Source organism: Nonomuraea sp. NPDC049758, assembly GCF_040674635.1.
Lineage (GTDB): Bacteria > Actinomycetota > Actinomycetes > Streptosporangiales > Streptosporangiaceae > Nonomuraea.
In genome coordinates this window covers 156,869-182,083 of sequence record NZ_JBFAMZ010000022.1, presented here as the reverse complement: position 1 = coordinate 182,083, position 25,215 = coordinate 156,869, and the positions used below count along the sequence as shown (strand labels likewise).

Sequence of the window (25,215 nt, the reverse complement as noted above, 5' to 3'; positions counted from 1 at the left end):
GTTACATTCCGAACCCGGAAGTTAAGCTTCTCTGCGCCGATGGTACTGCACTCGGGAGGGTGTGGGAGAGTAGGTCACCGCCGGACAATCTTTTGAAAGGGCTCCGACTTCGGTCGGGGCCCTTTCTGCATTTCCGGAGTAGTTCAGGATGCCTGGGGGCTTGGCGTTATCCGGGGACGATCTCGTGCTCGCGTCTCGGGCCAGGCCGGCATCTGAGCCGGTCGTCGATCCTTACGTGCAGTGCGATGAGGAGGGTGTTGCGGTCTGTTGTCGGAAACGACCGTTCACGCCCCCTGTTGTGAGCGCACTCCGTGCCGTAGGGGCTGCCTGTCGTTGATGGCGGTGTGGTGGTCGCCGGGGGTACGTCCAGGCCATGGCCGAGGGGTCAGTTGTGTTTGGGGGGTGAGAAGGTTTCGATGGCCTCGTTCAGGATTTTGCTGAAGGATTCGCTGCCGGTGTGGCCGGAATCTGTCACCACGTGCAGGTCCGCGTCGGGCCAGACCTTGGTCAGCTCCCAGGCTGTCTGGAGAGGGCTGCCCATGTCCAGGCGGCCGTGGATCAAAGCGCCGGGGATGCCGGCCAGCCGGTGTGCGTTGCGTAGGAGCACGCCCTCTTCCAGCCAGGCGGCGTTGGCGAAGTAGTGGGCGCAGATGCGGGTCATGGCCATGATGGCGTCGTCCGGCCGGTTGCTGTAGGCGTTGGGTGTGCCGTTGGTCTCCTGGGAGATCACCGCGTCCTCCCAGGTGACCCAGTCGTGGGCGGCCTTCTCGCGTACCTTCGGGTCGGGGTCGGCCAGCAGCCGCGAGTACGCCGCCAGCACCTTGAACACGTCCCCGTCGCTGTCGGCGTCGGGGACGCCTTGCACGAAGCGTTCTTGCGCCTCCGGGAAGAACCTGCCGACGCCCCGGTAGAGCCAGTCGATCTCGGAGCGTCGGGTCATGGTGACCGCGGGGATGACGATCTCCGACACTCGCTCGGGATGGGTCTCGGCGTAGGCCAGGATCAGGGTCGAACCCCACGAACCGCCGTACAGCAGCCACTGGTCGATGCCGAGGTGCTCGCGCAGCAGTTCCATGTCGGCGATCAGGTTGTGGGTGGTGTTGCCGGTCAGGTCGGTCGCCGGGTCGGCGGCGTGCGGGCGGCTACGTCCGCAGTTGCGCTGGTCGAACAGGACGATGCGGAAACGGTCCGGGTCGAATCTGCGGCGGGAGCCGGTCGAACAGCCTGACCCGGGCCCGCCGTGCACCACGACCGCGGGCTTGCCGTCGGGATTGCCGCAGACCTCCCAGTAGATGAGGTTGCCGTCGCCGACATCGAGCATGCCGTGCTCGTACGGTTCGATCGAGGGATACAAGGGGGCTCCTGCTGTTGGAGGGTTGGGGTACGCCGGACACTGCGCGGCCGCATGCGGGCGGACGATTATGCCAGCGCTGTTATATTAGCACTGTGACATCTTCCGACCCCACCGCGATACCCGACCCCTGGCACTCCCTGCACGAGCTCCTGGCGGCCATGGACGCTGAGATCGAACAGGTCTACCTGGAGCGTGGCCTCGACGGGGTGCGCACTCGGTTCGCCTATCCGCTCATCCGGCTCGCCCATACAGGGCCGCTGACCATTCGCGAACTCGCGAAGTCCCTGAACCGTTCGCACTCTGCGATCAGCCAGACCGTCGCCGCCATGCGCAAGGAGGGTCTCGTCACCTCGGAGCCGGGGCCCGACGCGCGCACCCGCCGGATCGACCTGACCGAGCGCGGCCGGTCGCTGGTGCCGTTCCTGGAGGCGGAGTGGCGTGCCACCCACCAGACGGTCGCCGAGCTGGACGGCGAGCTCCCGTACGCGATGACGGCTGTGGTGGAGGAGGTGCGGCGGGCGTTGGAACGCCGGTCGATGCGGGAGCGGATCCTTCATCACCTCGTCGAGCCGCCACCGTTGGGGTCACAAGGTTGAGATTCGCCGGAGGGTCGGCCGCGCGGCGGGCAGCTGGGTGAGCGGGGTGTCTCGGTCGCCGTCCGGCCGGGTGGACCGGTTGTGAAGTCGGTGGGTCCGGAGGGGATGGGGTGCCGGGGCGTTGGAATGAGTGGCGGCGCGGCTCTGGGGCCGGTGATCGGTGATGTTGTGCGCCGGATGGCGGTTGGGCAAGGTCAGAGGTTGTTCATGGTCCTGATAATTTCGCTGGGATACTGAGCGTAATCGGGTAACTCTATTAGAGTGACCGTTTCTCCCCCTTCCAGGCAGCCGGCGCGTCGTAGCCGTCGGCTGCTGGCGTGGACGTTCGCGTCGATCTCCGTCGGGTTGGTGGCCGCGGGGGTCGTGGGGTTCTTCGCCGAGCCGTTACAGCTGGAGATGCTGGACAAGCGGGCCAGCGTCGTCAGCATGTTCGTTGGTGTCGCGGGGTTGTTCATCGCCGGGGTCGGGTTGTGGGCGCAGCTTCGGGCGACCATGGCGCCCACCAGTGGCGGTGAGAGCGGTCCGGGGGGCGAGGGGGCCGGGCGGGCTGGTGCCGGTTCTGGTGGCTCGGGGCCCGATGAGGCTGGTCAGGGTGCTGTCAGTACGGGTGCCGGTGCGGATGGGCCCGGTGACGGGCGCGGTAGTGGGCCGGGTGGCGTTGGCGATGGTGGCGGTCATGGTGGGGCCGTCGGTGGGGCTGCTGGTGAGGCGGGCGGGAGGGCTGAGGGGCAGCGGTCGATCGTGGTCGGGCGGCAGGAGTCCGGGCTGGCCATGACCGGGGACAGGTCCACGGCGGTGACCGGGGGGCATGTCGAGGTCATCGGGGACGTGCATCTGCCGTCGCGGCCCCGGGTGGCGACGCGGCCCGTGCAGCTGGCGCCGCGGCCGCCGCAGCTCGTCGGGCGGGACGAGGCCGTGGTGGAGCTGCGGGAGCGGCTGCTGGCCAGCGAGGTGCGGCCGGCGGTGGTGGCCGTGCACGGGCTCGGCGGCGTGGGGAAGACCAGTCTCGCGCTGGAGTACGCCTATCGCCATCAGCACGACTACGAGCTCGTCTGGCAGCTGCCGGCGGCCGATCCTGCGGTGTTGTCGGCGGCGTTCGCCCGGTTGGCGGCTCTCATGGGTTTACGGGAGCTGGGTGCGGACGCGGCGGACCCGGTCGACCAGGTGCACGCCGCGCTGGCGGCGCGTGCCGAACCATGGTTGTTGATCTTCGACAACGTGCCGGAGGCCGAGGCGGTGCGGGCCGTGCTGCCGCCGGCGGGGCCGGGGCACGTGTTGATCACGAGCCGGTCCGGGAGCTGGCCGCGGGATCGCGGGCTGGAGCTGCCGGTGCTCGACCTGGAGTCGGCGGCGCTGCTGATGCTGGCGAGCACGGGACAGGACGACACCGTCGCGGCGGCGGCCGTGGTGGCGGAGCTCGGCGCGCTGCCGCTGGCGCTGGAGCAGGCCGCGGCCTACATGTCGGAGACGGGGCTGGAGCTGTCGGAGTACCTCGATCTGCTGCATCACCAGCGTGCCGAGTTGCTGGCGCAGGGGCAGGCGTGGGGGTATCGCGAGCGGGTGGCCTCCACGTGGCAGTTCGCGTTCCGGCGGCTGGCCAGGACGAGTCCGCAGGCCATCGCGTTGCTGCGGCTGCTGTCCTGCTACGCGCACGAGGCGATCCCGTACCATCTGCTGCTCTCGCCGCTGGCGCGGTGGGCGCCGCGGGAGCTGTTCCGGGCGGACGTGCAGCGGCGGCGGGCCTACGGGCGGATCCCCGGGCCGCGCACGCGCGTGCTGCGGGACGTGCATCCGAGCGTGTTGCTGATGATGCGGGCGCTGCCGCGGGACACGCTCAGGATCAACGCGGCGCTGAGCGCGTTGCGGGGGCACAGCCTGATCGGTCCGCCCGTGGACGGGACGGTCACGGTGCACCGGCTGGTGCAGGCCGTCACGCTCGACCAGCTTCCGCTGCGCGCGCAGCGCCGGTGGCGGGAGGTGGCGGGGGTGCTGGTGGAGGCCGTGCTGCCCGACAATCCAGGGCAGAAGGCGCGGTGGCCGCGGTACGCCAGGCTGCTGCCGCACATCCGGACGGTGCTCGGGCCGACCTCGCCCGGCATGGACAAGACGGCCCAGTATCTGGGGGCCAGCGGCGACTACCGTACGGCGAAGTCGTTGTTCCAGGAGATCGCCGACGCGCTCGCGGCGGCGCTCGGCCCCGAGGAGGTCGCCACGCTGACGGCCCGGCACGAGCTGGCGCTCTGGACGGGCGAGGCGGGCGACCCGGCGGCGGCGCGTGACCAGTACCTGGAGCTGCTGCCCGTCTACGAACGCGTGCTCGGCCCCGAACACCCGCACACCCTGACGACCCGGCACAACCTGGCCCAGTGGACGGGACGGGCGGGCGATCCGGTGGCCGCCCGTGACCAGTACGCGGCGCTGCTGCCCGTCCGGCAGTGGGTGTCGGGCCCCGAGCATCCGGACACCCTGACCACGCAGGCCAACCTGGCCCAGTGGACGGGGCAGGCCGGGGACGCGGCCGCGGCCCGTGACCAGTACGCGGCGCTGCTGCCGGTGCGGGAGCGGGTGCAGGGGCCCGAGCATCCCTCGACGCTGATCAACCGGCACGAACTGGCCCGGTGGACCGGCGAGCTGGGGGACGCGCTGGCCGCCCGCGACCAATATGCGGCCTTGCTCCTGGTACGGGAGCGGGTGTCGGGGCCGCATCATCCGGACACGTTGACCGTCCGGCACGAGCTGGCGCGGTGGACGGGGGAGCTGGGGGACGCGGCCGCGGCGCGGGATCAGTATGCGGCGTTGGTGCCGGTGCGGGAGCGGGTGCAGGGGCCAGAGCATCCGGACACGCTCACCGCCAGGGCCAGCCTGGCCCAGTGGACGGGGAAGGCGGGGGACGCGGCGGCCGCCCGTGACCTGTACGCGGCGCTGCTTCCCGTCCGGGAGCGCATTCTCGGGCCCGAACATCCGGACACGTTGACGATCCGGCACGAGCTGGCGCGGTGGACGGGGGAGTTGGGGGAGGCGGCCGCGGCGCGGGATCAGTATGCGGCATTGGTGCCGGTACGGGCACGGGTGCAGGGGGCCGAGCATCCGGACACCCTGACCGCCAGGGCCAACCTCGCGTACTGGACGGGGATGGCGGGGGACGCGGCGGGGGCTCGCGATCTCTGCGCGGCGCTGTTGCCGGTCCGGGCTCGCGTGCTGGGGGCCGGGCATCCGGCCACGGTGACGACCAGGCTACAACTCGCCCACTGGACGGCCCACGCCCGCCCGTGAAGTCCGGGCCAGAAGACGTGGCCCGCCCGTGGGGAGTGGGGTGGGATGCCCGGGGGAGAGGACAGCTGGGGCAGTGGGGGGCCTGCCGGAAGGAGAGCCTAGGCAGTGCGGGGTGCCTGATGGAGGGGAGCCTAGGCGGTTGGGGGGTGCCTGGCGGGGCCGGGGCCGTTGCTGTGGGGGGTGCTTGGCAGGGGGGAGCCGGGGCGGAGGGGGCGAGCCTGCCCCTCGCGCCCCGGCGGCTACTGGGGAAGGACGAGGAGGGCGTCGCCGACGCCGCGCTCCACGCCGTCCGATGGCCGGTTGACCAGCTTGTTCGACACCACCATCGCGGTCGAGCCGCCGCCGTCCAGGTTGATGGCCTGGACCGCGCCGAGCCAGCGCATGAACTGGGCGGCCTCGTGGAAGTTGGCGCCGATGGTCACGCCGGGCTGGCGGCCGTCGATGGTGGCCAGGATGAGGCTGCCGTTCCTGGTGACGCCGAGGAGGGTGCGCGGGTGGCGGCGCAGGATCATGTTCACGGAGTCGTGGCCGTCGCGCTTGGCGGTGATCTTCACGTGGCCGTTGCGGACCAGGCCGACGCCGCCGGCGATGACGTTCAGGTCGGGGGTCAGCTTGAGGGCCTTGCGGGTGCGCAGGTCGGTGACCTTCGTGTCGATCTTGACCGTCCAGCCCTCCCAGGCATGCTCGGCGAGCCATTCGGCGGACGTGCCCTGGCCGTGCAGCACCCGGGTGCCCTTGGCCACGGCGGCGCCGCTCGTGCGTACGGCGACCGCCTTGCCGTTGGCGTCGAGGACGATGTCGGTGCCGCCGGTCGGGGTCTTGGCGCCGTACTCCTCGGTGTAGAACACGGCCTCGTCCGTGGCGGCGGCGCGGTTGACGCCGTTGACGACGAGCTTGTCGCCGTCCTGGGAGATGGCGGTGACGGCGGTCTTCAGCTCGGTGATGCGCACGCTGCGGCCCTGGAGCACCACGGCGGAGCGGCCCGGCACGGCCTCGCTGAGCAGCCGGCCGGCCACCACGGAGGCGCCGACGGGCTCGCCGCGCAGGTTCTTGGCGGTGTGGATGTTGAAGAAGCCGCCGTTGACGCCGACCACCGCGTTGCGCGCCTTGGCCATCGAGGAGACCGTCTCGCGCGCGGCGACACTGGTGCCGAGGGAGGCGGCGTACGAGCCGCGGAACGTCCGGGAGTCGATCATGACGACCTTGGCGTCCCAGGGGCCGGTGGTCTTGAGGCCGTCGTCGCCGAGGTAGTCGACCTTGACCTTCAGCCCGGCTTCCTTGAGCGCCTTGGCGGTCTCGTCGGCCTTCGCCTTGTCCTTGAAGGACCACAGGCCCACGCGGACCATGTAGACGGTCTGGGAGGGCGCGTCGGCCACGCTCGGCCGGATCACCTTCTGCAGGCTCGGCGCCTCCCCGGCCGCCTCCACCTCGGCGACCTTGGCCTGGGCGGTCTCCAGCGCGCCGTAGTCGCGGCCGCTCGGCATGAGCACGGTCACCGTGTAGCCGTCGGTGGAGCTGCCCGCCTTCACGTCGTACAGGTCGATGCCCTGCGTCACGGCGGTCAGCGTCTTGGTGGCGGCAGGCCGGGCGCCCAGCGGGAAACTGGCCGACGGGAACTTCACCGCGAGCTGCGCCGCCGAGGCGGGCAGCGTGGTGACGGTGATCGTGGCGGCTATGGCCAGGCCGCCGGCGAGGGTGCGTCGAGACATGAACTCTCCAGAGGGCGGAAAAGGGACCGAACCATCCTGACGAGATCAAGGTCCCGGAGTCAGCCGAACGCGCCAAACTGCTCAAGAGGTTACGAGATTGACACCCAGCCCAGATAACATTGAGCTATGACCCGTATCAGCATGTGGTGGCGGCCGGCAGACGGCCGCTGATTTCCCATGCTGGGCCGTCCTGGTGGCGGCCCTTTTCCGTGCGTGCGGGCTCCCCTCAGGCGGCGGCACACCTGAAGGAGAGACCCATCGTGAACGACGTCGTCCTGACCGGCGACCGTCCGACCGGACGCCTGCATCTGGGCCACTATTTCGGCACCCTCGCCAACCGGGTGGAGCTGCAGGACCGTTACCGGACGTACGTGCTGATCGCCGACTACCAGGTGATCACCGACCGCGACCTGCCCGGCGAGATCCAGCGCAACATCACCGAGGTGCTCCTCGACTACCTGGCCGTCGGCCTCGACCCGGGCAAGGTCACGATCTTCCAGCACAGCGCGATCCCGGAGCTGAACCAGCTCCTGCTGCCGTTCCTGAGCCTGGTGTCGGTGGCGGAGCTGAGCCGCAACCCGACGGTGAAGGACGAGATCGCGCACAGCGCCCGGCGCGCGGTCAGCGGCCTGCTGTTCACCTATCCGGTGCACCAGGCCGCCGACATCCTGTTCTGCAAGGGCACGCTGGTGCCCGTGGGCCGCGACCAGCTTCCGCGCGTTGAGGTGGCACGGCTGGTCGCGCGGCGCTTCAACGAGCGGTACGGCGAGGTCTTCCCGCTGCCCGAGGCCATGTTGGGCGAGCGTCCGCTGCTCATGGGCCTGGACGGCGGCAAGATGAGCAAGAGCCGCGGCAACGCCATCGCCCTGGCGGCCACCGAGGACGAGACCGCGGCCCTCATCCGCAAGGCCCGCACCGACTCCGACCGCCTGATCACCTTCGACGAGGTGCACCGGCCCGGCGTGGCGAACCTGCTCACGCTGGCCGGGCTCTGCCTCGGCCGCCCGCCCCGGGAGATCGCCGACGAGATCGGCGACGGCGGGGCCGCCGCGCTCAAGGCGCTGACCACCGAGGCGGTCAACGAGTTCCTGCGCCCGATCAGGCGGCGGCGGCGCGAGCACACCGAGGCCGACGTCCGTCAGGTGCTGGCGCAGGGCAACGAGCGGGCCCGGGAGCGGGCGGTCCGCACGCTGGCGGAGGTGCGCGCGGCGATGGGGTTCTAGCGGGGTCGCCCGGACAATCCGGACTGCCCCGGCTGCGCAGACTACTCGGACTGCCCGGACTGCTCGGACTGTCGGGACTGGTACACCTTGCGCAGTGTCTCGTGCACGATCCACGTCGTGCGCGCGCCCTCGGCCAGCAGGCACACGTCGCCGGGGCCGACCTCGATGGTGGTGCCGCCCTCGACGGCGATCGTGGCGCGGCCGGACAGCACCACGAAGATCTCGTCGGTCTCGACGTCGGTGACGACGCCCGGGGTGATCTCCCAGATGCCCCTGCCGTCGCCGAGCTCCAGCGACGACGTGGCCGGGTCGCCGGCGACGATCTGCTCGGGGTCGAGCTCGTCGGGGGTCAGCCGCACGTCGTGCACGGGCACGGCGAACGCGCCGGCGGTCGCGATCATGCGGCCGAGGTCTTCGAGGTCGGGCATCAGGACGTCAGACATGTTGCTCATTTCACCAGGTCGGCGAGGCGGGCGCCGTCGAGTGCGTAGGCGGTGAAGCCGTTCGCGCCGGTCATCGTATCGGCGGCGACCAGCGCGTTGACGATGGCCTCCTCCGTGGCCTCGATCGCGGCGTGGAAGAGCGGGTCGAGGCGGGCGTCGGCCAGTACCCGCACCTCGAACACGCCGGAGCCGCGGTCGTCGAGGGCGTTGGAGGGCAGGCCGCGGTTGCCGGTGGCGAAGCAGACGAAGCCGTCGCCGCTGCTGCTCTCGCCGGCGCCGCCCGTCCTGGCCACGCCGAGCCCGGCGCGCTGGGCGAGCTTGCGGCACTGGTGGGGGAGGAGCGGCGCGTCCGTGGCGACCACGGCGATGATCGATCCCGCGCCCTCGGGGCCGCCGGGTCGGGGCACGTCGTCCATGACGATCGGGCGGCCGTTGACGGTGAGCCGGTCGCGGCTGCCGTGGTTGGCCTGCACGAGCACGCCGACCGTGTAGTCGCCGGTCACGCGGGACGCGGTGCCGATGCCGCCCTTGAAGCCGTGGCACATCATGCCGGTGCCGCCGCCGACCGAGCCCTCGGGCACCGGGCCCGCCGAGGCGCCGTGGTAGGCCCGTTCGACGTGCTCCTGGCGGACGTGCCGGGCGTCGATGTCGTTGAGCCGGCCGTCCCAGGTCTCGGCGACCACCGGCAGCGACCACGCGCTCCCGCCCCGGCCGCCGATCTCCAGGGAGACCAGCGCGTCGCGCACCACGCCGACGGAGAAGGTGTTGGTCAGCCCGATCGGCGAGTGCAGCAGGCCGAAGTCGTCCAGGTAGGGCAGGCCGGTCATCTCGCCGTTGCCGTTGAGCCAGTGGTAGCCGGCGTAGACGGGGGAGTCGTAGGCCGGGCCCGGGCCGGGGCGGACGACGGTGACCCCCGTCCGGGCGGTGCCCTCGGTCAGCGTGGTGTGGCCGACGAGCACGCCGGGCACGTCGGTGATCGCGTTCAGCGGACCGGGGACGCCGGTGCCGATGACGATGCCGTGATCACGAGCTCTCAACGGTTCTCCCTGCGGAACGACTCCAGCGCCAGCAGCGCGACGTGCAGTGACAGGCATGACTCGACGTCGTCGAGGTCGGTGTCGAGGATGCGTTCGAGGCGGCGCAGGCGGTCGTAGAAGGCGGGCCTGGACAGGTGGGCCTTCTGGGCGGCCACGGCCTTGTTGCGGCCCGCGTCGAGGTAGGTGCGCAGGATCCGGGTGAGGTCGCCGCCGCGCTGGGCGTCGTGCGCCAGCAGCGGGCCCAGCTCGCGTTCGGCGAACGTCTGCAGCCGCGCGTCGTCGCGCAGCAGGTGGAGCAGGCCGCGCAGGCGCAGGTCGGGCAGGCGGTAGAAGGCGCGGCCGTCCGGCTGGCGCACGGCCACGTCGGCGACCTGCTCGGCTTCGAGGAAGCTGCGCCGTACGTCCCGGATGGACTCCACCACCGACCCCGCGGCCAGCACGAACGCCGAGCCGGGCCGCCACAGCATGCGCAGCCGCTCGGCGAGCGCGGTCAGCGCGGGCTCGGCGCCGGTACGCGGCGGAAGCGGCAGCAGGACGCCGACCCGCTCCTGGTCGAGCGCGCCCACCAGGGCGGGCAGGCGGGCGTCGCGGCAGGCGGCGGCGGTGGCCTCGGCCAGCTCGCCGAGCTGCGCCTGGCCGTCGAGCGCCTGGTCGACGGGCTCGGTCGGCCTGATGACGACGCTGATCAGCTTGCGCCCGGTCAGCGGCACGCCGACCGCGCGGGCGCGGGCGGCGGCCTCGTCGGGGTCGGCGTAGGCGTGGGTCAGGATGCCGGTGATGATCGTGCCGTGGGCCTGGCGTTCCAGGGACTCCTGGTGGCGTTCGAGCAGACGGCCGAGGGCGAGGGTGGTGGCGGCGCGTTCGGCCAGCACCATCTCGCGCGGTGTCGGCGGCGTCTCGCAGATCAGGATCAGCCGGCCCCAGTCCTGGCCGCGCGCGCCGACGGTGGTGACCAGCCAGCCGGAGGCGGGGTCGTAGGCCGTGCGCTCGGCCGGGGCCACCCCGCGCGACCTGGTCTCCCAGCCGGCCAGCAGCGCGCCGGCGTCGCGGCCCGCGGACTCGCAGGCCAGCACCTGGTGGGCGAGGTTCTCCAGCAGCACCGGGCGGCCGGACAGCCGGGCGACCTGGGTGAGCACCTCGGCGGGCGAGGCGCCCTCGACCGACAGCTCGGTGAACACCTCGTGCAACTGCTCGGAGGCGCGCAGCTCCTCGAGCTGGATGTCGATGATCCGGGCGTGCACGGACTCGGTGATCTGCACGAACGGCGTCTCACGGGCCAGCACGATGACCGGCAGCCCGTGCTCCTCGGCGGACTTGACCACCGCCCGCGGCAGCTCGCGCAGGAACCTGCGGCCGAGCTCCACGATCAGCCCGGAGGCGCCCACGGAGGCGAGCTCGCCCACGTAGTCGGCGAGCTTCTCCGGGTCGTCGGGCAGCGCGACGCCCGTGGTGAGCACCAGCTCGCCGCCGCGCAGCAGATGGGCGATGTCGGCGATCTCGCCGACGTGCACCCACCGCACCTTGGTGTCGAGCCGGTCGGCGCCCGCGACCACGCGCGGGCCGCCCCGGCGCACGGTCTCCAGGGCGAGGACGTCGGCAATGGTGGGAAGCACGGGGCGAGCCTAGCCGATCAACCTGTAAGAACGGTCATACAGCCATATACACACTGTCACAGATTGAACTCCTCCTCGCGGTACTCACCTCGGGGTTCGCGCACCCGCAACTCCACCCGCCGGATCTTGCCCGAGATCGTCTTGGGCAGCTCGGCGAACTCCAGCCGGCGCACCCGCTTGTACGGCGCCAGCTCCCGGCGGCAGTGCTCGAAGATCGACCGCGCGGTGTCGGCGCCGGCCTCGAACCCGGGGGCCAGCATCACGTACGCCTTCGGCACCGCCAGGCGCACCGGGTCGGGCGCGGGCACGACGGCGGCCTCGGCCACCGCGGGATGCTCCAGCAGCACGCTCTCCAGCTCGAACGGCGAGATGCGGTAGTCGGAGGCCTTGAAGACGTCGTCGGTCCGGCCGACGTAGGTGATGTAGCCGTCCTGGTCGCGGGTGGCGACGTCGCCGGTGTGGTAGAAACCGTCGCGCATGGCTTCGGCGGAGCCGCCGACGTACCCGGCCATCAGGCCCAGGGGGCGGGGGTCGAGCGGCAGGCAGATCTCGCCGTCGTCGCCGGGCTCGCCGGTGACGGGGTCGATGAGCACGATGTCGTAGCCGGGCAGCGGGCGTCCCATCGATCCGGGCTTGACCGGCTCGTCCGGCACGTTGCCGATCTGGGCGGTGGTCTCGGTCTGGCCGTAGCCGTCGCGGATGGTGATGCCCCAGGCCTTGGCGACCTGGTCGATGATCTCGGGGTTGAGTGGCTCGCCCGCGGCCACGGCCGTGCGCAACGGCAGCGTCCAGGCCGCCAGGTCCTCCTGGATGAGCATCCGCCACACGGTCGGGGGCGCGCAGAACGTGGTGACCCGCTCGTCGCGCAGCACCTCCAGCAGCGCGCGGGCGGCGAAGCGCTCGTAGTTGTGGATGAGCACGGTCGCCCCGGCGTTCCAGGGGGCGAACACGTTGCTCCAGGCGTGCTTGGCCCAGCCGGGGGAGGAGACGTTGAGGTGCACGTCGCCGGGGCGCAGGCCGATCCAGAACATCGTGGACAGGTGGCCGGCCGGGTAGGAGGCGTGGGTGTGCTCGACCAGCTTGGGGCGGGAGGTCGTGCCGGAGGTGAAGTAGAGCAGCAGGGGGTCGCCGGCCAGGGTGGGGGCGTCGGGGGTGAAACGTTCGTGGGCGTCGTACGCCTCGTGGTACGGCAGCCACCCGTACGCGTCGCCGACCGCGATCCTGGTGAACTCGCCGGCGCCGAACTTGCCCGCGTCGGCGGCGTTGGCGATCACGTGGGCGACCTGGCCGCGGTCGAGGCGTTCGCCGATGTCCTTGGCCGTCAGCAGGGTCGTGGCCGGGATGACCACCGCCCCGAGCTTCATGGCCGCCAGCAGGGACTCCCACAGCTCGGTCTGGTTGCCCAGCATGAGCAGGACGCGGTCGCCCCGGCGCACGCCCTGCTCGTGCAGCCAGTTGGCGACCTGGTTGGAGCGGGCCGACAACTCGGCGAAGGTGTGGGAGACCCGGCTGCCGGGGTTCACGATGGTCAGGGCCGCGGCCTGCGGGGTCTCGGCGGCCAGCACCCCGTCGAACCAGTCGAGCGCCCAGTTGAACCGCTCGGCCCGTGGCCAGCGGAAGTCGCGTCGGGCCGTGGGATAGTCGGCGCTCAGGAGAAGATCGCGGGCGGCGCGGAAATCGCTCATGCCCCGGATCCTGCTACGTCGCCAGCCGCCGCTCAAGGCCGTCGAGCACCGACACGAGCCCGAAGTCGAACGCCGTGGCCCGGAGCACCCGCGGATCCTGGTACGCCCCCATGGCCAGGCTCTCCAGCATGTCGGGAAAGTCGGCCGCGGCCTTGGCGACCATGCCGCGCATCTCCTCGGCGTCGTAGTCGGAGTCCTTCGCGGTGGCGTCCCAGGCGATCTCGGGCAGGGTCATGCCGTAGACGAAGGCGGTGACGGCGGCCACGGCGTAGTCGACGTCGAGGCCGTGGAAGCCGGCCGCCCTGAAGATCCTGCGCATCCGGTCGGAGGCCGACAGGGCGTGCGGGCCGAGCGCGGGCACCCGGCCGAGGAGGTCGGCCGACCACGGGTGCCGCAGCATGACCGCGCGCATGCCGTACGCCATGGCCGAGGCGGCGTCGCGCCAGCCCACCTCCTCGGCGTCGAGGACGGTCATCTCGGCCCAGACCTGGTCGTAGGCCAGTTCGAGCAGTTCGTCCTTGTTGGCGACGTACCAGTAGAGGCTGGTGGCGCCGGCGCCCAGCTTCGCGCCGAGCTTGCGCATGCTCAGCCCGGCCATCCCCTCCTGGTCGAGCAGCTCCAGCGCGGCCCGGACGATCTCCTCGCGGCTGCGGCCCGGGGCGGCGGCCTTGCGGGGCTCGCGGAACCAGACAGAGGTGAACTGCTTGCCGGTCATGCCTCAAGGATAAATGCTCTCGCACAGTGTGCGAGAGTTGTCGTACGCTGTGCGAGTGACCTCGAACGCTGTACGAGACCCCCGTCGCTGGTGGGTCCTTGTCGTGCTCTGCCTCTCGCTGCTGGTCCTCACGGTGGACGGAACCGTGCTGAACCTGGCGATCCCGTCCCTGATCGAGGAGCTGGGCGCGACGCCGTCCGACATCCAGTGGATCCTCGACGCCTACGTGCTGGTCTTCGCCGGCCTGCTGCTGACCGCGGGAAGCCTGTCCGACCGGTACGGCCGCCGCCGCTTCCTCGTCATCGGCCTGGCCTTCTTCGGCGGCGCGTCGCTGCTGGCCGTGCTGGCCGCCGAGCCCTGGCAGGTGATCGGCGCGCGGGCCCTGATGGGGGTCGGCGGCTCGATCCTGATGCCCTCGACGCTGTCCATCCTCATGACCGTCTTCGAGGAGGACGAGCGGCGCAAGGCCATGGCCATCTGGGGAAGCGTGGCGATGCTCGGTGTGATCGCCGGCCCGACGCTGGGCGGCTTCCTGCTGGAGCACTACTGGTGGGGCTCGGTCTTCCTGCTCAACATCCCGATCGCGGCGCTGGCCATCGTGGCCGCGTTCGTGCTGATGCCCGAGACCCGCAGCACCGGGCGGCGGATCGACCCGGTGGGCGTGGTTCTCTCGATCGTCGGCCTGACCTCGGCCGTCTACGTGATCATCGAACGCGAGTGGAACATCGCCCTCATCGCGGTGGCGGTGGTCGCGCTGGCCGCGTTCGTCGTCTGGGAGCGGCGGGCCGAGCACCCGATGCTGCCGTTGCAGCTGTTCCGCAACCGCAACTTCAGCGGCGCGTCCTTCTCGATCCTGCTGATGTCGTTCGGCGCGGGCGCCGTGATGCTCATGCTGACCCAGTACCTGCAGTTCGTGCTGGGCTACGGCGAGCTCCAGGCGGGCCTGGCCATGCTGCCCCAGGCGGTGGCGGCCGTCGTGTTCAACGGCATCGGCGCGGCGCTGGGCAAGAAGGTGTCCAACCGGGTGCTGATCTCGGCCGGGTTGCTGATCATGGCCGTCGGGTTCGTCGTGATGGCGCTCACCACCGGCTACCTGCCGCTGATGGGCGGGCTGGTGCTGATGGGCGCGGGAGCCGGCCTGGCCGGTCCCTCCGCCTACGCCTCGCTGATGGGGGCCATCCCGCTGGAGCACGCGGGCGTCGGCTCCGCGCTCAACGACACCGTGCAGCAGGTGGGCCTGGCCATGAGCATCGCCGTGCTCGGCAGCGTGCTGGCCGGCGTCTACACCGCGGAGATGCCGCTCGACGCGCCCGCGGCGGCCCGCGAGTCGATCGGGGTCGCCGAACAGGTCGGGCTCGGCGAGGTCGCCGACCGGGCCTTCACCGTGGCCGTGCACTTCGGCTCGTGGGTCGGGGCCGGGTTCAGCGTCGCCGCCGCGCTGCTCGCGCTGGCCGTGCTGCGCCCGGCCGCGCCCGTCGCGGCTCCCGAACCGGCCAAGGTCTAGCGGACGCGGGGCTCACGCATGCTCTCCAGGCTGTCGAGCTTGTGCGTGCGCTCGTCGTGGCCGATCTGCCGGAGCAGGTCGGCCACCGAGCGGTAGCGGCCGTACTCGTCGGCGTACGTGCCGGGGTCGGGCACGAAGTCCAGGTCGGGGTTCTCGGCCACGAACGTCATGTACTCGTGCTCGGCGTGGTCCTCGAACTCGGCGTTGAGCCGGTAGCTCCAGTCAGGACGGACCACGAACAGCACCCAGGACACGTGGTAGTAGAAGAACGCGATCAGCCACGGCGCCGCCTTGTGCAGCAGCCAGTTCTGCCGCTGCCCGGCGCGCTGCACCAGGTCCTGCATGATCAGCAGGTGCCACTGCTCGTTGTCCTGGTCGGCGCGGGCCTCGACGATGCGCTCGAACACCCTCCTGGCCAGGGCCGACCGTCCGGCGTGCCGGTGGACGGCCCAGTAGCCCATCCGCTCCCACGCCTGGTACGGCACCCGCGCGATGATCTCCAGCATGGCGAACTTCGTGTAGGAGCCCTTCCTGCCGTACATGAGGTCGACGGGCTTGAACATCATCCGGGCCAGCAGGCTGTAGTCCATCCGCGGGGTGTCCAGGGTGTCCTGCTGGGCGCGGCGGAGCTGGTCGCGGTCGAGCTTGGGCGGCCCGGCGGGCGCCTCGGGGCGCCCGGGGCGCAGGTCGATGGTGACGGTCATCTCGGTCTCCTCGGTTCGTCGATGGTCCGATGGTGGCCGAGCGGGGCCCGCCGGGTCGTCGCCCGCGAGTGGTCAATCGCGATGCCTCTGGCGGCGTACCGGGAGGCCGGCGCGTACGCCCGTAGGCGCACGGGGGATCCCCTAGGGGGAGGACTTACAGTTTGTAAGGGGATTTGACCCCCCGCCGACAGCCTGCCGCTGCCGGGAAGTCCGGGGGAACGGGATACTCGGTAGCATGTCGGAGCTTCTCGCGCGCCACCGGGCAGTGATGCCGAACTGGCTGGCCCTCAACTACAACGAGCCCATCGAGATCGTCAGCGGCAAGGGCAATCGTGTCATCGACGCCGACGGCAAGAGCTACCTGGACTTCTTCGCCGGGATCCTGACCAACATGATCGGGTACGACGTGCCCGAGGTGCGGGACGCCGTCGAGCGCCAGCTCGCCACCGGCGTGGTGCACACCAGCACCGTCTACCTGCTGCGCGGCCAGGTCGAGCTCGCCGAGAAGATCGCCCGGCTCTCCGGCATCCCCGACGCCAAGGTGTTCTTCACCAACTCCGGGACGGAGGCCAACGAGACCGCCCTCCTCCTCGCGACCTACGCCCGCAGGACCGACCAGGTGCTCGCCATGCGGCAGAGCTACCACGGGCGCAGCTTCGGCGCGGTCAGCGTCACCTCCAACCGGGCGTGGAAGAACAACTCGCTCTCCCCGCTCAACGTGCACTTCCTGCACGGCGCCGACCGGCACCTCACCCAGTTCAGGGGCCTGTCCGACGCCGACTACATCAAGGCGTGCGTGGACGACCTGCGTCACGTGCTGGCCACCTCGGTCTCCAACGACGTGGCGGCGCTGATCGCCGAGCCGATCCAGGGTGTGGGCGGCTTCACCATGGCCCCCGACGGGCTGTTCGCCGCTTACAAGGAGGTCCTGGACGAGCAGGGCATCCTGCTCATCTCCGATGAGGTGCAGACCGGCTGGGGCCGTACGGGCAGCGCGTTCTTCGGCATCCAGAACCACGGCGTGACCCCCGACATGATCACGTTCGCCAAGGGCCTGGGCAACGGGTTCGCGGTCGGCGGCATCGTCGCCCGCGGCGACCTGATGGACGCCCCGCACGCCGTGGGCCTGTCCACCTTCGGCGGCAACCCCATCTCCATGGCCGCCGCGAACGCCACCCTCGACTACGTCCTCGACCACGACCTCCAGGCCAACGCGGCGCGCACCGGCGACATCATCATCGGCGGCCTCAAGGAGGCGGCCCAGCGCCTGCCGATCGTCAAGGACGTGCGCGGCAAGGGCCTGATGTTCGCCGTCGAGCTGGAGAGCCCTGCCCAGGCCGTCCGCTTCATGGAGGAGACCAAGAAGGCGGGCCTGCTCGCCGGCAAGGGCGGCCTGTACGGCACCGCCATCCGCATGGCCCCGCCCCTCACCCTCACGGTGGAGGAGGCCGCCGAGGGCCTGGGGATCATCGTCAACGCACTCGAAGTCATCAACGCAGAGGCAGCAGCTCAGTGAAGTCGGTCAAGCACTGGATCAACGGATCTCCGGTCGACGGCGACAGCCGCACGGCGGAGATCTTCAACCCGGCGACCGGGGAGGTCAGCGGCCATGTGCGGCTGGCCTCGGCCGCCGACGTCGACGCCGCGGTCGCCGCGGCGGTCGCGGCCTTCCCCGCCTGGCGCGACGCCTCGCTCGTCAAGCGGGCGCAGGTGCTGTTCCGGTTCCGTGAGCTGATGTACGCCCATCGTGACGAGCTGGCCGGGTTGATCTCGGCCGAGCACGGCAAGGTGCATGCGGACGCGTTGGGGGAGGTGGCGCGCGGGCTGGAGGTGGTGGAGTTCGCGTGCGGGATTCCGCATCTGCTCAAGGGTGGTTTCTCCGAGGGTGTCTCGACCCGGGTGGATTCGTATTCGATGCGGCAGCCGTTGGGGGTGGTGGCGGGGATCACGCCGTTCAACTTCCCGGCGATGGTGCCGATGTGGATGTTCCCGGTGGCGATCGCGTGTGGGAACGCGTTCGTGTTGAAGCCGTCGGAGCGGGATCCGTCTGCGTCGTTGCTGATGGCGCGGTTGTGGCAGGAGGCGGGGCTGCCTGAGGGCGTGTTCTCGGTGGTGCAGGGCGACAAGGTGGCGGTGGACCGGCTGCTGGAGCATCCGGACGTGGCGGCGGTGTCGTTCGTGGGTTCGACGCCGATCGCCCGGTACGTGTACGAGAGGGGCAGTGCGCACGGCAAGCGGGTGCAGGCGCTGGGCGGGGCCAAGAACCACATGCTGGTGCTGCCGGACGCGGATCTGGATCTGGTGGCTGATGCGGCGGTGTCGGCGGGGTTCGGGTCGGCGGGTGAGCGGTGCATGGCGATCTCGGTCGTGCTGGCGGTGGATCCGGTGGGGGATGAGCTGGTCGGCAAGATCGTGGAGCGGGTGGGCCGGTTGGTGGTGGGGCCGGGTGATGATCCGCGGTCGGAGATGGGGCCGCTGGTGACGGCGGCGCATCGGGACAAGGTGGCCTCCTACCTGGATCTGGGTGTTGCCGAGGGGGCCAAGCTCGTGGTGGACGGTCGGGAGACCGAGGTGCTGGGTGGCCGGGGCGAAGGCTTTTGGCTGGGGCCGACGGTGCTGGATCAGGTGCCGGTGGGGTCGCGGACGCACACCGAGGAGATCTTCGGTCCGGTGTTGTCGGTGGTGCGGGTGTCTTCGTATGAGGAGGGCCTGCGGGTGATCAACGAGGGTGTGTACGGCAACGGTACGGCGATCTTCACCAACGACGGGGGCGCGGCGCGTCGGTTCCAGAACGAGGTCGAGGTGGGGATGGTCGGGATCAACGTGCCGATCCCGGTGCCGATGGCGTTCTACAGTTTCGGCGGGTGGAAGTCGTCGTTGTTCGGTGACACGCATGTGCACGGCGCCGAGGGGGTGCATTTCTACACGCGGGGCAAGGTGGTGACCTCGCGCTGGCTGGACCCGTCCCATGGTGGCGTGAACCTCGGCTTCCCCACGAACGGGTAACTCACGCCTCACAGCCGGGAGGGACCGGCGTCCCTCCCGGTCCCGTCCCCGGTAAGCTCCAGCGCAACGGACAAGGGGGGACATCGTGAGACGCCGTCGCATATCCGCCGTGGCGCTGGCCGCGGCGGCGCTGGTCGCCGGCACGGGAGCGGTGTCCTCGGCTGCCGGGCAGGCGGCACAGCAGGCCGCCAAGCCCAGCCCGAAGCCGACCCCGTCGGCCACGCCGTCGCCCACGGCCACCCAGAGCGACGGCACGCTGCAGATCCTCACCTACCGGGGCTACGCCGAGTACGGCGGCCTCAGCTCCAAGGCCAACTGGGTCGGCTCCTTCGAGAAGGAGACCGGCTGCCGCCTGGCCCGCGTCGACACCGTCCGCACCGCCGAGGAGATGGAGCGGGCCGTCGCGGCCGCCGAGCGTCCGTACGACCTGATCTCGGCGGGCCCGGCGCTGGCCGGCGACCTGATCACGCGCAAGCTTGTGCAGCCGATCGACCCGGCCAAGGTGAGCGGCTACGACGACCTGAACGAGCGTTTCCGCGACATGACGAAGGTGTCCGGCAAGGTCTACGGCGTGCCGTTCCTGTGGGGCTACCACGAGTTCATCTACGACTCGGCCAGGGTCAAGGACGCGAGCATGAGCCAGGTGTTCGCCTCCGACCGGGCCGCGCTCCGCGACACCCCGCTGACCATCGCCGACGCCGCGCTGACCGACGCCACCGTCAAGGACCCGTACGAGCTGAGCCAGGAGCAGCTAGACCGGGCCATGGCGCTGCTCGGGCAGCAGAAGGAGCGCGCCTACTGGCGCAAGCCGATCGACCTGATCAAGGGCTTCGCCACCGGGTCGCTGGATTACGCGCAGGCCACACCGTACTATCGCCTGCTGCTGCAGAAGGCCGGCAAGCCGGTCCGCACGGTCGGCGCCAAGACGGCCACCGGCTGGCTCGACTCCTGGATGCTCGGCGCCAACCTGCCCGACACCACCTGCGCCTACCGCTGGCTGACCTGGATGACCGCGGCCGACGCCCAGCGCGACGCGGCCGCCTGGGTGGGGCTCGCGCCGGCCAACGACAAGGCGTGCAAGGGCCGGGCCAAGTCGATCTGCGAGCTGTACGGCGCCGAGGACCCCAAGCGGCTCGACCGGATCGCCTTCGCCGTCCGGCCGCCGGGCGGTTGCCGCGGCGAGGACGGGGAATGCACTGATTACGCCGTCTGGGGGAAACGGTGGGCCGAACTCGCCGAGTAGGTGAGATCTCCGCCTCCGCTCGACCCCATCGCGGGCGCGCCTTCCCCCGGGTGCGCCTGCTGAGACGCCCCGGGCCTTCCCCCCTGTCCCGGGGCGTCTCGCCGTCTCCGGGCTGAAGAGCGTCCAGATTCCGGGACTCGTCGGTGCAAAAATTCGACTGAATGACCAGTCAGTGAGTATGTTCTCTCCATGAGAATCCTTCTCGTCGGCGCCGGAGGCGTCGGCTCCGCCGTGGTGCCCATCGCCGCCCGCCGCCATTTCTACGAACACATCGTGGTGGCCGACTCCCAACAGAGCCGGGCGGCCCGCGCCGTCGCCGCCGTGGACGACCCCCGCTTCACCGCCATCCAGCTGGACGCCTCCGACCGGGCCCAGGTCGCCGCGGCGCTCCGGGAGCACCGATGTGACGTGCTGTTCAACGCGGTCGATCCGCGCTTCACGATGCCGCTGTTCGAGGCCGCCCTGGAGGTCGGGGCCCACTACCTGGACATGGCGATGTCGTTGTCGAAGCCGCATCCGCGCGAGCCGTACCGCAAGCCCGGGGTGAAGCTGGGGGACCGGCAGTTCGAGCGCGACGGCGAGTGGCGCGGCGCGGGCCGGCTCGCGCTGGTCGGCATGGGCGTCGAGCCGGGGCTCGCGGACGTGTTCGCCCGCTACGCCGCCGACCACCTGTTCGACGAGATCGACGAGATCGGCATCAGGGACGGCGCCAACCTCGTCGTGGACGGCTACGACTTCGCGCCCACGTTCTCCATCTGGACCACGATCGAGGAGTGCCTGAACCCGCCCGTCGTCTGGGAGGACGGGCAGTGGCGCACCACCGAGCCGTTCAGCGAGCCCGAGGTGTTCGACTTCCCCGACGGCATCGGGCCCGTGGAGTGCGTGAACGTCGAGCACGAGGAGGTGCTGCTCGTCCCGAGGTGGATCCCGGCGCGGCGGGTGACGTTCAAGTACGGGCTCGGCGAGGAGTTCATCGGCGTGCTCAAGACGCTGCGCAAGCTGGGCCTGGACAGCGCCGACAAGATCAGGGTGGGCGGGGCGGAGGTGGCGCCGCGCGACATGGTCGCCGCGAGCCTGCCGGACCCCGCGACGCTGGGCGCCCGCATGCGCGGCAAGACCTGCGCGGGCACGTGGGTCAAGGGCACCGGCAAGGACGGCTCGCCGCGCGAGGTGTACCTGTACCACGTGGTGGACAACGAGTGGTCGATGCGGGAGTACGGCTCCCAGGCCGTCGTGTGGCAGACGGCGATCCATCCGGTCGTCGCGCTGGAGCTGGTGGCGACAGGGGTGTGGAAGGGCGAGGGCGTGCTCGGCCCTGAGGCGTTCGACGCGGTGCCGTTCCTCGACCTGCTGCGCGAGTACGGCTCGCCGTGGGGCCTGCGCGAGACGGCCGCCGCTTGACGGCTGCGGTGTGACGGCCGTGGCTTGACGGCCGGGGCTTCCCCGGCCGCGGCCTGCTAGCGGCCGGGGAAGGCCACCACGGTCGCCATGGGAGCGGGCAGGAGCGCCTCGGCGCATTCGGTGCAGGCGAGCACGGAGGAGTTGTCGGGCAGTTTGCCGACCCGGACCCGCGGCCGCGGCCACCTCTTGTGGCACACCACGCAGGCGTCGCCGTCGCGCTGGGCCGGCGTCAGGCCCTCAGGGTCGAACGTCAACATACTCCGTGCCGTTCTGGTGGGACCCCAGTTCATCACGCTCCCAGCTGCCATCGCCCCTCCGCATGTCCGGATCCGTTATAACCCTGACCGAGGCCGTGATCGTCTAGCTGAGCGTCAAGCCAGGGTGAATTCTCTACCCGAGTGACCTGCGTTACACACACAAAATCGGGCATCCAGCCGCAAGCTGGATGCCCGATTTTTCGGCCTTTGCTATAGAGCGGAGATGGCCTTCTCCAGGATCCCCAGGCCCTCCTCAAGCAGGTGCTCGGGCATGACCAGCGGGGGCAGGAAGCGCAGCACGTTGCCGTACGTGCCGGCGGTCAGGACCACCAGGCCCTCGGCGTGGCAGCGCTTGACGATCTCCTGGACGGCCGCCGGGTCCGGGTTCTTCGTGCCCGGCTCGACCAGCTCGATCGCGATCATCGCGCCGCGTCCGCGCACGTCGCCGATCGCCGGGAACCGCTCCTGGAGCGAGCGGAGGCGGGGGAGCATGATCTCGCCGATGCGGCGGGCCTTGGCGACCAGGTCCTCCGACTCGATGGTCTCCAGGACGCCGAGCGCGGCCTCGCAGGCCAGCGGGTTGCCGCCGTACGTGCCGCCCAGGCCGCCGACGTGCACGTGGTCCATCAGGTCGGCGCGGCCGGTCACGGCGGCCAGCGGCAGGCCGCCCGCGATGCCCTTGGCGGTGCAGATGATGTCGGGGACGACGCCCTCGTCCTCGCAGGCGAACAGGTCACCGGTACGCGCGAAGCCGGTCTGGACCTCGTCGGCCACGAACACGATGCCGTTCGCCCGGCAGAACTCGGCGATCCGCGGCAGGAAGCCCCTGGCCGGGACGATGAAACCGCCCTCGCCGGCGATCGGCTCGATCACCACGGCGGCCACGTTCTCCGCCCCGACCTGCTTGTTGATCTGGTCGATGGCCTGCGCGGCGGCCTCCTCCGCGCAGTTGTCCGCGCCCGTCGGCCAGCGGAACGGATAGGCCAGCGGCACCCGGTACACCTCGGGCGCGTACGGGCCGAAGCCCTGCTTGTACGGCATGTTCTTGGCGGTCATGGTCATCGAGAGCAGCGTGCGGCCGTGGTAGCCGTGGTCGAACACCACGACGGCCTGCCTGCCGGTGGCGTGCCGGGCCACCTTGACGGCGTTCTCGACGGCTTCGGCGCCGGAGTTCACCAGGAAGGTGCGCTTCTCGTGGTCGCCGGGGGTCAGCTCGTTGAGCTTCTCGCAGACCTGCACGTACGACTCGTACGGGGTGACCATGAAACAGGTGTGGGTGAAGTCGGCCGCCTGCTTCTGGACGCGCTCGACGACCTTCGGCGCGGAGTTGCCCACGTTCGTCACGGCGATGCCGGAGCCGAAGTCGATGAGAGAGTTCCCGTCGGCGTCCTGGAGGATGCCGCCGCCGGCGCGGGTGACGAAGACCGGCAGCGTGGTGCCGATGCCGGAGGGGACGGCGGCCTGCTTGCGGGCCAGCAGCTCCTGCGACTTGGGGCCTGGGATCGCGGTCACGACGCGCCGCTCCTGGGGAATGCTCATGGGCTCGACGCTACGTCGGGCTCCGACCTGGGCCGATACGTCGATATGGCACACTGGGGGTGCTCGCCTTTGCCGGAATGGACAAACTCGTATGGCACCTTCGCTACGCACCGTGGTGCGACGGATGAAGTTGCGTCAGCTGGCGGGCGCGGCGGCCGCCGGAGCGCTCGACGCGGAGGTGCGCTGGGTGGCGGTCAGCGAGCTGGCGGACCCGACGCCGTTCCTTGAGGGCTCGGAGCTGCTGCTGACGACCGGGATCCGCCTGGAGGGTGACTTCTCCGGATATGTCGCCCGGCTGGTGGGCCGTGAGGTGGCCGGGCTCGGCTTCGGCGTCGGGCTCTCCCACGAGCACGTCCCGGCCGCCCTGGTCGCGGCTGCTGACGAGGCGGGGCTGCCGCTGTTCGAGGTGCCGCGCGAGACGCCGTTCATCGCCATCGGCAAGGTGGTCAGCGAGCTGCTCGCGGCCGAGCAGTACGACGAGATCACCCGCGCCTTCGCCGCGCAGGGACGGCTGACCCGGGCGGCGCTGCGTCCGGAGGGCATGCACGCGGTCATCGACCGGGTGGCCAAGGAGATCGACGGGTGGGCGGTGCTGCTCGACGAGGCGGGCGAGGTCCGGCACGCCACGCCGGGGGCCGACGTGCCGGTCGTGGTGGCCGAGCTGCGCCGGCTGCGCGCCGGCGGCCCGGCAAGCCCCCGGCCCGACCAGACCACCGGGGCAGAGCGCCCGCTCACCGGCGAACCCGCCGCCACCGCAGGGCAGGGCGGTGAGCGGGTGAGCGGTGGCGTGCCGGGTGGGGAACGCGTGCGTGGCGGGGGTCCGGTTGGGCAGCGGGTGGGCGTCGGCGTGCCGGTCGGGGCGCGGGGGCGCGGTGCGGTCCAGGCCGGTGAGCGGGTGCCGGCGAGTCTTGCGTTGTCCGGGCCCGACGAGCACGTCGTGATCCAGCCGCTCGGCGGCGGTCCACGGCCGCGCGGCTTCTTCGCGGTCGGCGCCCGCAGGCCGTTCTCGCCGGTGACCCACACGGTGATCAACGCCGCCGGCTCGCTGCTCACGCTCGCCATGGAGCAGGGCAGGGCCCAGCGGGAGGCCGGCCGGCGGCTCCGCTCGGCCGTGCTGGAACTGCTGCTCGGCGGGGCGGTCGAGCAGGCGCGGGCGGTGGCCGGCACGCTCGGCGCGCGGTTGCCCGGCGAGCCGCTGCTGGTCCTGGCGGCGGGCGCGGCCGCCCTGGAGACTTTGGAACCGCACGGCTTCACAGCGCTCCTCGACGACGGCACCGGCGGTCACGGCGGTGGTCTCGGCGGCGCTCAGGGTGGCGCTGACGGCGGTGGTCTCGGCGGTGGTCAGGGTGGCGCTCACGGCGGTGGTTCCGGCGGTGGTCACGGCGGTGGTCACGGCGGTGGTCAGGGTGGTGGCGGCAGGGGGAGGGGTGGCGGGGTTCAAGGCGGGGAGCCGGTGAGTGTCTGTCTGGTGTCCGAGGGGGTTGCGGAGAAGGCGGCGCGGGAGGTGGAGGGGCCGGTCGGGCTGAGCTCGCCCTGCCGCTACGACGGCCTGCGCGACGCGCTCGACCAGGCACGCCGCGCGCTGGCCCACAGCGACGGCGGCGTGACGCGCTTCGCCGACCTGGCCGGGCAGGGCCTGCTCGCGCTGCTGGACGCCGACACTCTGCGCGCGTTCTCCGGCGCGCTGCTGGCCCCGCTCACCGCGTACGGATCCCGCGCCGACCTGGTCGAGTCGCTGCGCGCCTACCTCGACAGCAACGGCCACTGGGACGCCGCCGCCCAGCGGCTCGGCGTCCACCGGCACACCCTGCGCTACCGCATGCGCCGCGTCGCCGAACTCCTCGGCCGCGACCTCGACGACCCGGGCGTACGCGCCGAGCTGTGGCTCGCCCTGGAGGCGGCCCGCCGCTGAC

The 25,215-nt window shown here is 71.3% G+C and carries 20 protein-coding genes and 1 rRNA gene; 10 read left to right on the top strand and 11 right to left on the bottom strand.

What is annotated here, in order from left to right; genetic code table 11:
* Positions 1-86 (top strand): 5S ribosomal RNA (gene rrf, locus AB0J46_RS41905); the annotation flags it as partial.
* A 299-nt stretch (positions 87-385) separates the two neighbouring features.
* On the opposite strand, the gene pip is transcribed toward rrf, so the two are convergent.
* The gene (gene pip / locus AB0J46_RS41900) at positions 386-1,354 is read right to left on the bottom strand and encodes a prolyl aminopeptidase (protein WP_364340507.1); all 969 of its coding nucleotides are present in this window, start codon (positions 1,352-1,354) and stop codon (positions 386-388) included.
* Between the two features lie 92 nt (positions 1,355-1,446).
* Here pip and AB0J46_RS41895 point away from each other — a divergent pair, with 92 nt between their 5' ends.
* Positions 1,447-1,950, top strand: a complete 504-nt coding sequence (locus AB0J46_RS41895; RefSeq protein ID WP_364340505.1) for a MarR family transcriptional regulator — start codon at positions 1,447-1,449, stop codon at positions 1,948-1,950.
* 194 nt (positions 1,951-2,144) lie between these two features.
* On the opposite strand, the gene AB0J46_RS41890 is transcribed toward AB0J46_RS41895, so the two are convergent.
* Positions 2,145-2,444 (bottom strand): hypothetical protein, encoded by a 300-nt coding sequence (locus AB0J46_RS41890; protein ID WP_364340503.1) that lies wholly within the window; start codon positions 2,442-2,444, stop codon positions 2,145-2,147.
* Between the two features lie 277 nt (positions 2,445-2,721).
* Between AB0J46_RS41890 and AB0J46_RS41885 the strand changes: the two genes are divergently transcribed.
* On the top strand, positions 2,722-5,223 hold the full coding sequence (locus AB0J46_RS41885) for a tetratricopeptide repeat protein (RefSeq protein ID WP_364340501.1): 2,502 nt from the start codon (positions 2,722-2,724) through the stop codon (positions 5,221-5,223).
* A 239-nt stretch (positions 5,224-5,462) separates the two neighbouring features.
* Here AB0J46_RS41885 and AB0J46_RS41880 read toward each other — a convergent pair whose 3' ends face one another.
* The gene (locus AB0J46_RS41880) at positions 5,463-6,932 is read right to left on the bottom strand and encodes a phosphodiester glycosidase family protein (protein WP_364340499.1); all 1,470 of its coding nucleotides are present in this window, start codon (positions 6,930-6,932) and stop codon (positions 5,463-5,465) included.
* Between the two features lie 260 nt (positions 6,933-7,192).
* Between AB0J46_RS41880 and trpS the strand changes: the two genes are divergently transcribed.
* On the top strand, positions 7,193-8,155 hold the full coding sequence (gene trpS / locus AB0J46_RS41875) for a tryptophan--tRNA ligase (RefSeq protein ID WP_364340497.1): 963 nt from the start codon (positions 7,193-7,195) through the stop codon (positions 8,153-8,155).
* 41 nt (positions 8,156-8,196) lie between these two features.
* Here trpS and AB0J46_RS41870 read toward each other — a convergent pair whose 3' ends face one another.
* Genes AB0J46_RS41870 through AB0J46_RS41850 form a run of 5 tightly spaced genes read right to left on the bottom strand, consistent with a single transcriptional unit; the run spans position 8,197 to position 13,648 of the window.
* A complete protein-coding gene (locus tag AB0J46_RS41870; protein WP_364340495.1) occupies positions 8,197-8,598 on the bottom strand; it encodes a cupin domain-containing protein in 402 nt (133 codons plus the stop codon).
* A 5-nt stretch (positions 8,599-8,603) separates the two neighbouring features.
* The gene (locus tag AB0J46_RS41865; protein ID WP_364340493.1) at positions 8,604-9,635 is read right to left on the bottom strand and encodes a P1 family peptidase; all 1,032 of its coding nucleotides are present in this window, start codon (positions 9,633-9,635) and stop codon (positions 8,604-8,606) included.
* Positions 9,632-11,248, bottom strand: coding sequence for a PucR family transcriptional regulator ligand-binding domain-containing protein (locus tag AB0J46_RS41860; RefSeq protein WP_358303001.1), 1,617 nt, complete (start codon positions 11,246-11,248; stop codon positions 9,632-9,634). The genes AB0J46_RS41865 and AB0J46_RS41860 overlap by 4 nt, the downstream gene beginning before the upstream one ends.
* Positions 11,249-11,304: 56 nt before the next feature.
* Positions 11,305-12,933, bottom strand: coding sequence for an AMP-binding protein (locus AB0J46_RS41855; protein WP_364340490.1), 1,629 nt, complete (start codon positions 12,931-12,933; stop codon positions 11,305-11,307).
* Positions 12,934-12,946: 13 nt separating this feature from the next.
* Positions 12,947-13,648, bottom strand: a complete 702-nt coding sequence (locus AB0J46_RS41850) for a TetR/AcrR family transcriptional regulator C-terminal domain-containing protein (protein ID WP_364340487.1) — start codon at positions 13,646-13,648, stop codon at positions 12,947-12,949.
* 55 nt (positions 13,649-13,703) lie between these two features.
* On the opposite strand from AB0J46_RS41850, the gene AB0J46_RS41845 reads away from it, so the two are divergent.
* A complete protein-coding gene (locus AB0J46_RS41845) occupies positions 13,704-15,152 on the top strand; it encodes an MFS transporter (protein ID WP_364340485.1) in 1,449 nt (482 codons plus the stop codon).
* On the opposite strand, the gene AB0J46_RS41840 is transcribed toward AB0J46_RS41845, so the two are convergent.
* Positions 15,149-15,856, bottom strand: coding sequence for an alternative oxidase (locus AB0J46_RS41840; RefSeq protein WP_364340483.1), 708 nt, complete (start codon positions 15,854-15,856; stop codon positions 15,149-15,151). The genes AB0J46_RS41845 and AB0J46_RS41840 overlap by 4 nt on opposite strands.
* Before the next feature lie 235 nt (positions 15,857-16,091).
* On the opposite strand from AB0J46_RS41840, the gene AB0J46_RS41835 reads away from it, so the two are divergent.
* From AB0J46_RS41835 to AB0J46_RS41820, 4 genes are all read left to right on the top strand, one after another.
* A complete protein-coding gene (locus tag AB0J46_RS41835) occupies positions 16,092-17,372 on the top strand; it encodes an aspartate aminotransferase family protein (RefSeq protein WP_364340481.1) in 1,281 nt (426 codons plus the stop codon).
* Complete coding sequence (locus tag AB0J46_RS41830; protein WP_364340479.1) at positions 17,369-18,862, top strand: CoA-acylating methylmalonate-semialdehyde dehydrogenase; 1,494 nt, start codon at positions 17,369-17,371, stop codon at positions 18,860-18,862. Before AB0J46_RS41835 ends, AB0J46_RS41830 begins: the two co-directional genes overlap by 4 nt.
* 85 nt (positions 18,863-18,947) lie before the next feature.
* Positions 18,948-20,105: an extracellular solute-binding protein gene (locus AB0J46_RS41825; RefSeq protein WP_364340478.1), complete on the top strand. Its 1,158-nt coding sequence runs from the start codon at positions 18,948-18,950 to the stop codon at positions 20,103-20,105.
* Between the two features lie 189 nt (positions 20,106-20,294).
* On the top strand, positions 20,295-21,506 hold the full coding sequence (locus tag AB0J46_RS41820; protein WP_364340476.1) for a saccharopine dehydrogenase C-terminal domain-containing protein: 1,212 nt from the start codon (positions 20,295-20,297) through the stop codon (positions 21,504-21,506).
* Between the two features lie 56 nt (positions 21,507-21,562).
* On the opposite strand, the gene AB0J46_RS41815 is transcribed toward AB0J46_RS41820, so the two are convergent.
* Together AB0J46_RS41815 and gabT are read right to left on the bottom strand one after the other, a co-directional pair.
* Positions 21,563-21,763: a hypothetical protein gene (locus tag AB0J46_RS41815; protein WP_352362958.1), complete on the bottom strand. Its 201-nt coding sequence runs from the start codon at positions 21,761-21,763 to the stop codon at positions 21,563-21,565.
* A 210-nt stretch (positions 21,764-21,973) separates the two neighbouring features.
* Positions 21,974-23,302: a 4-aminobutyrate--2-oxoglutarate transaminase gene (gene gabT, locus AB0J46_RS41810; protein ID WP_364340474.1), complete on the bottom strand. Its 1,329-nt coding sequence runs from the start codon at positions 23,300-23,302 to the stop codon at positions 21,974-21,976.
* Between the two features lie 124 nt (positions 23,303-23,426).
* On the opposite strand from gabT, the gene AB0J46_RS41805 reads away from it, so the two are divergent.
* Positions 23,427-25,214, top strand: coding sequence for a PucR family transcriptional regulator (locus AB0J46_RS41805; protein WP_364340472.1), 1,788 nt, complete (start codon positions 23,427-23,429; stop codon positions 25,212-25,214).
* Position 25,215 lies beyond the last annotated feature (1 nt).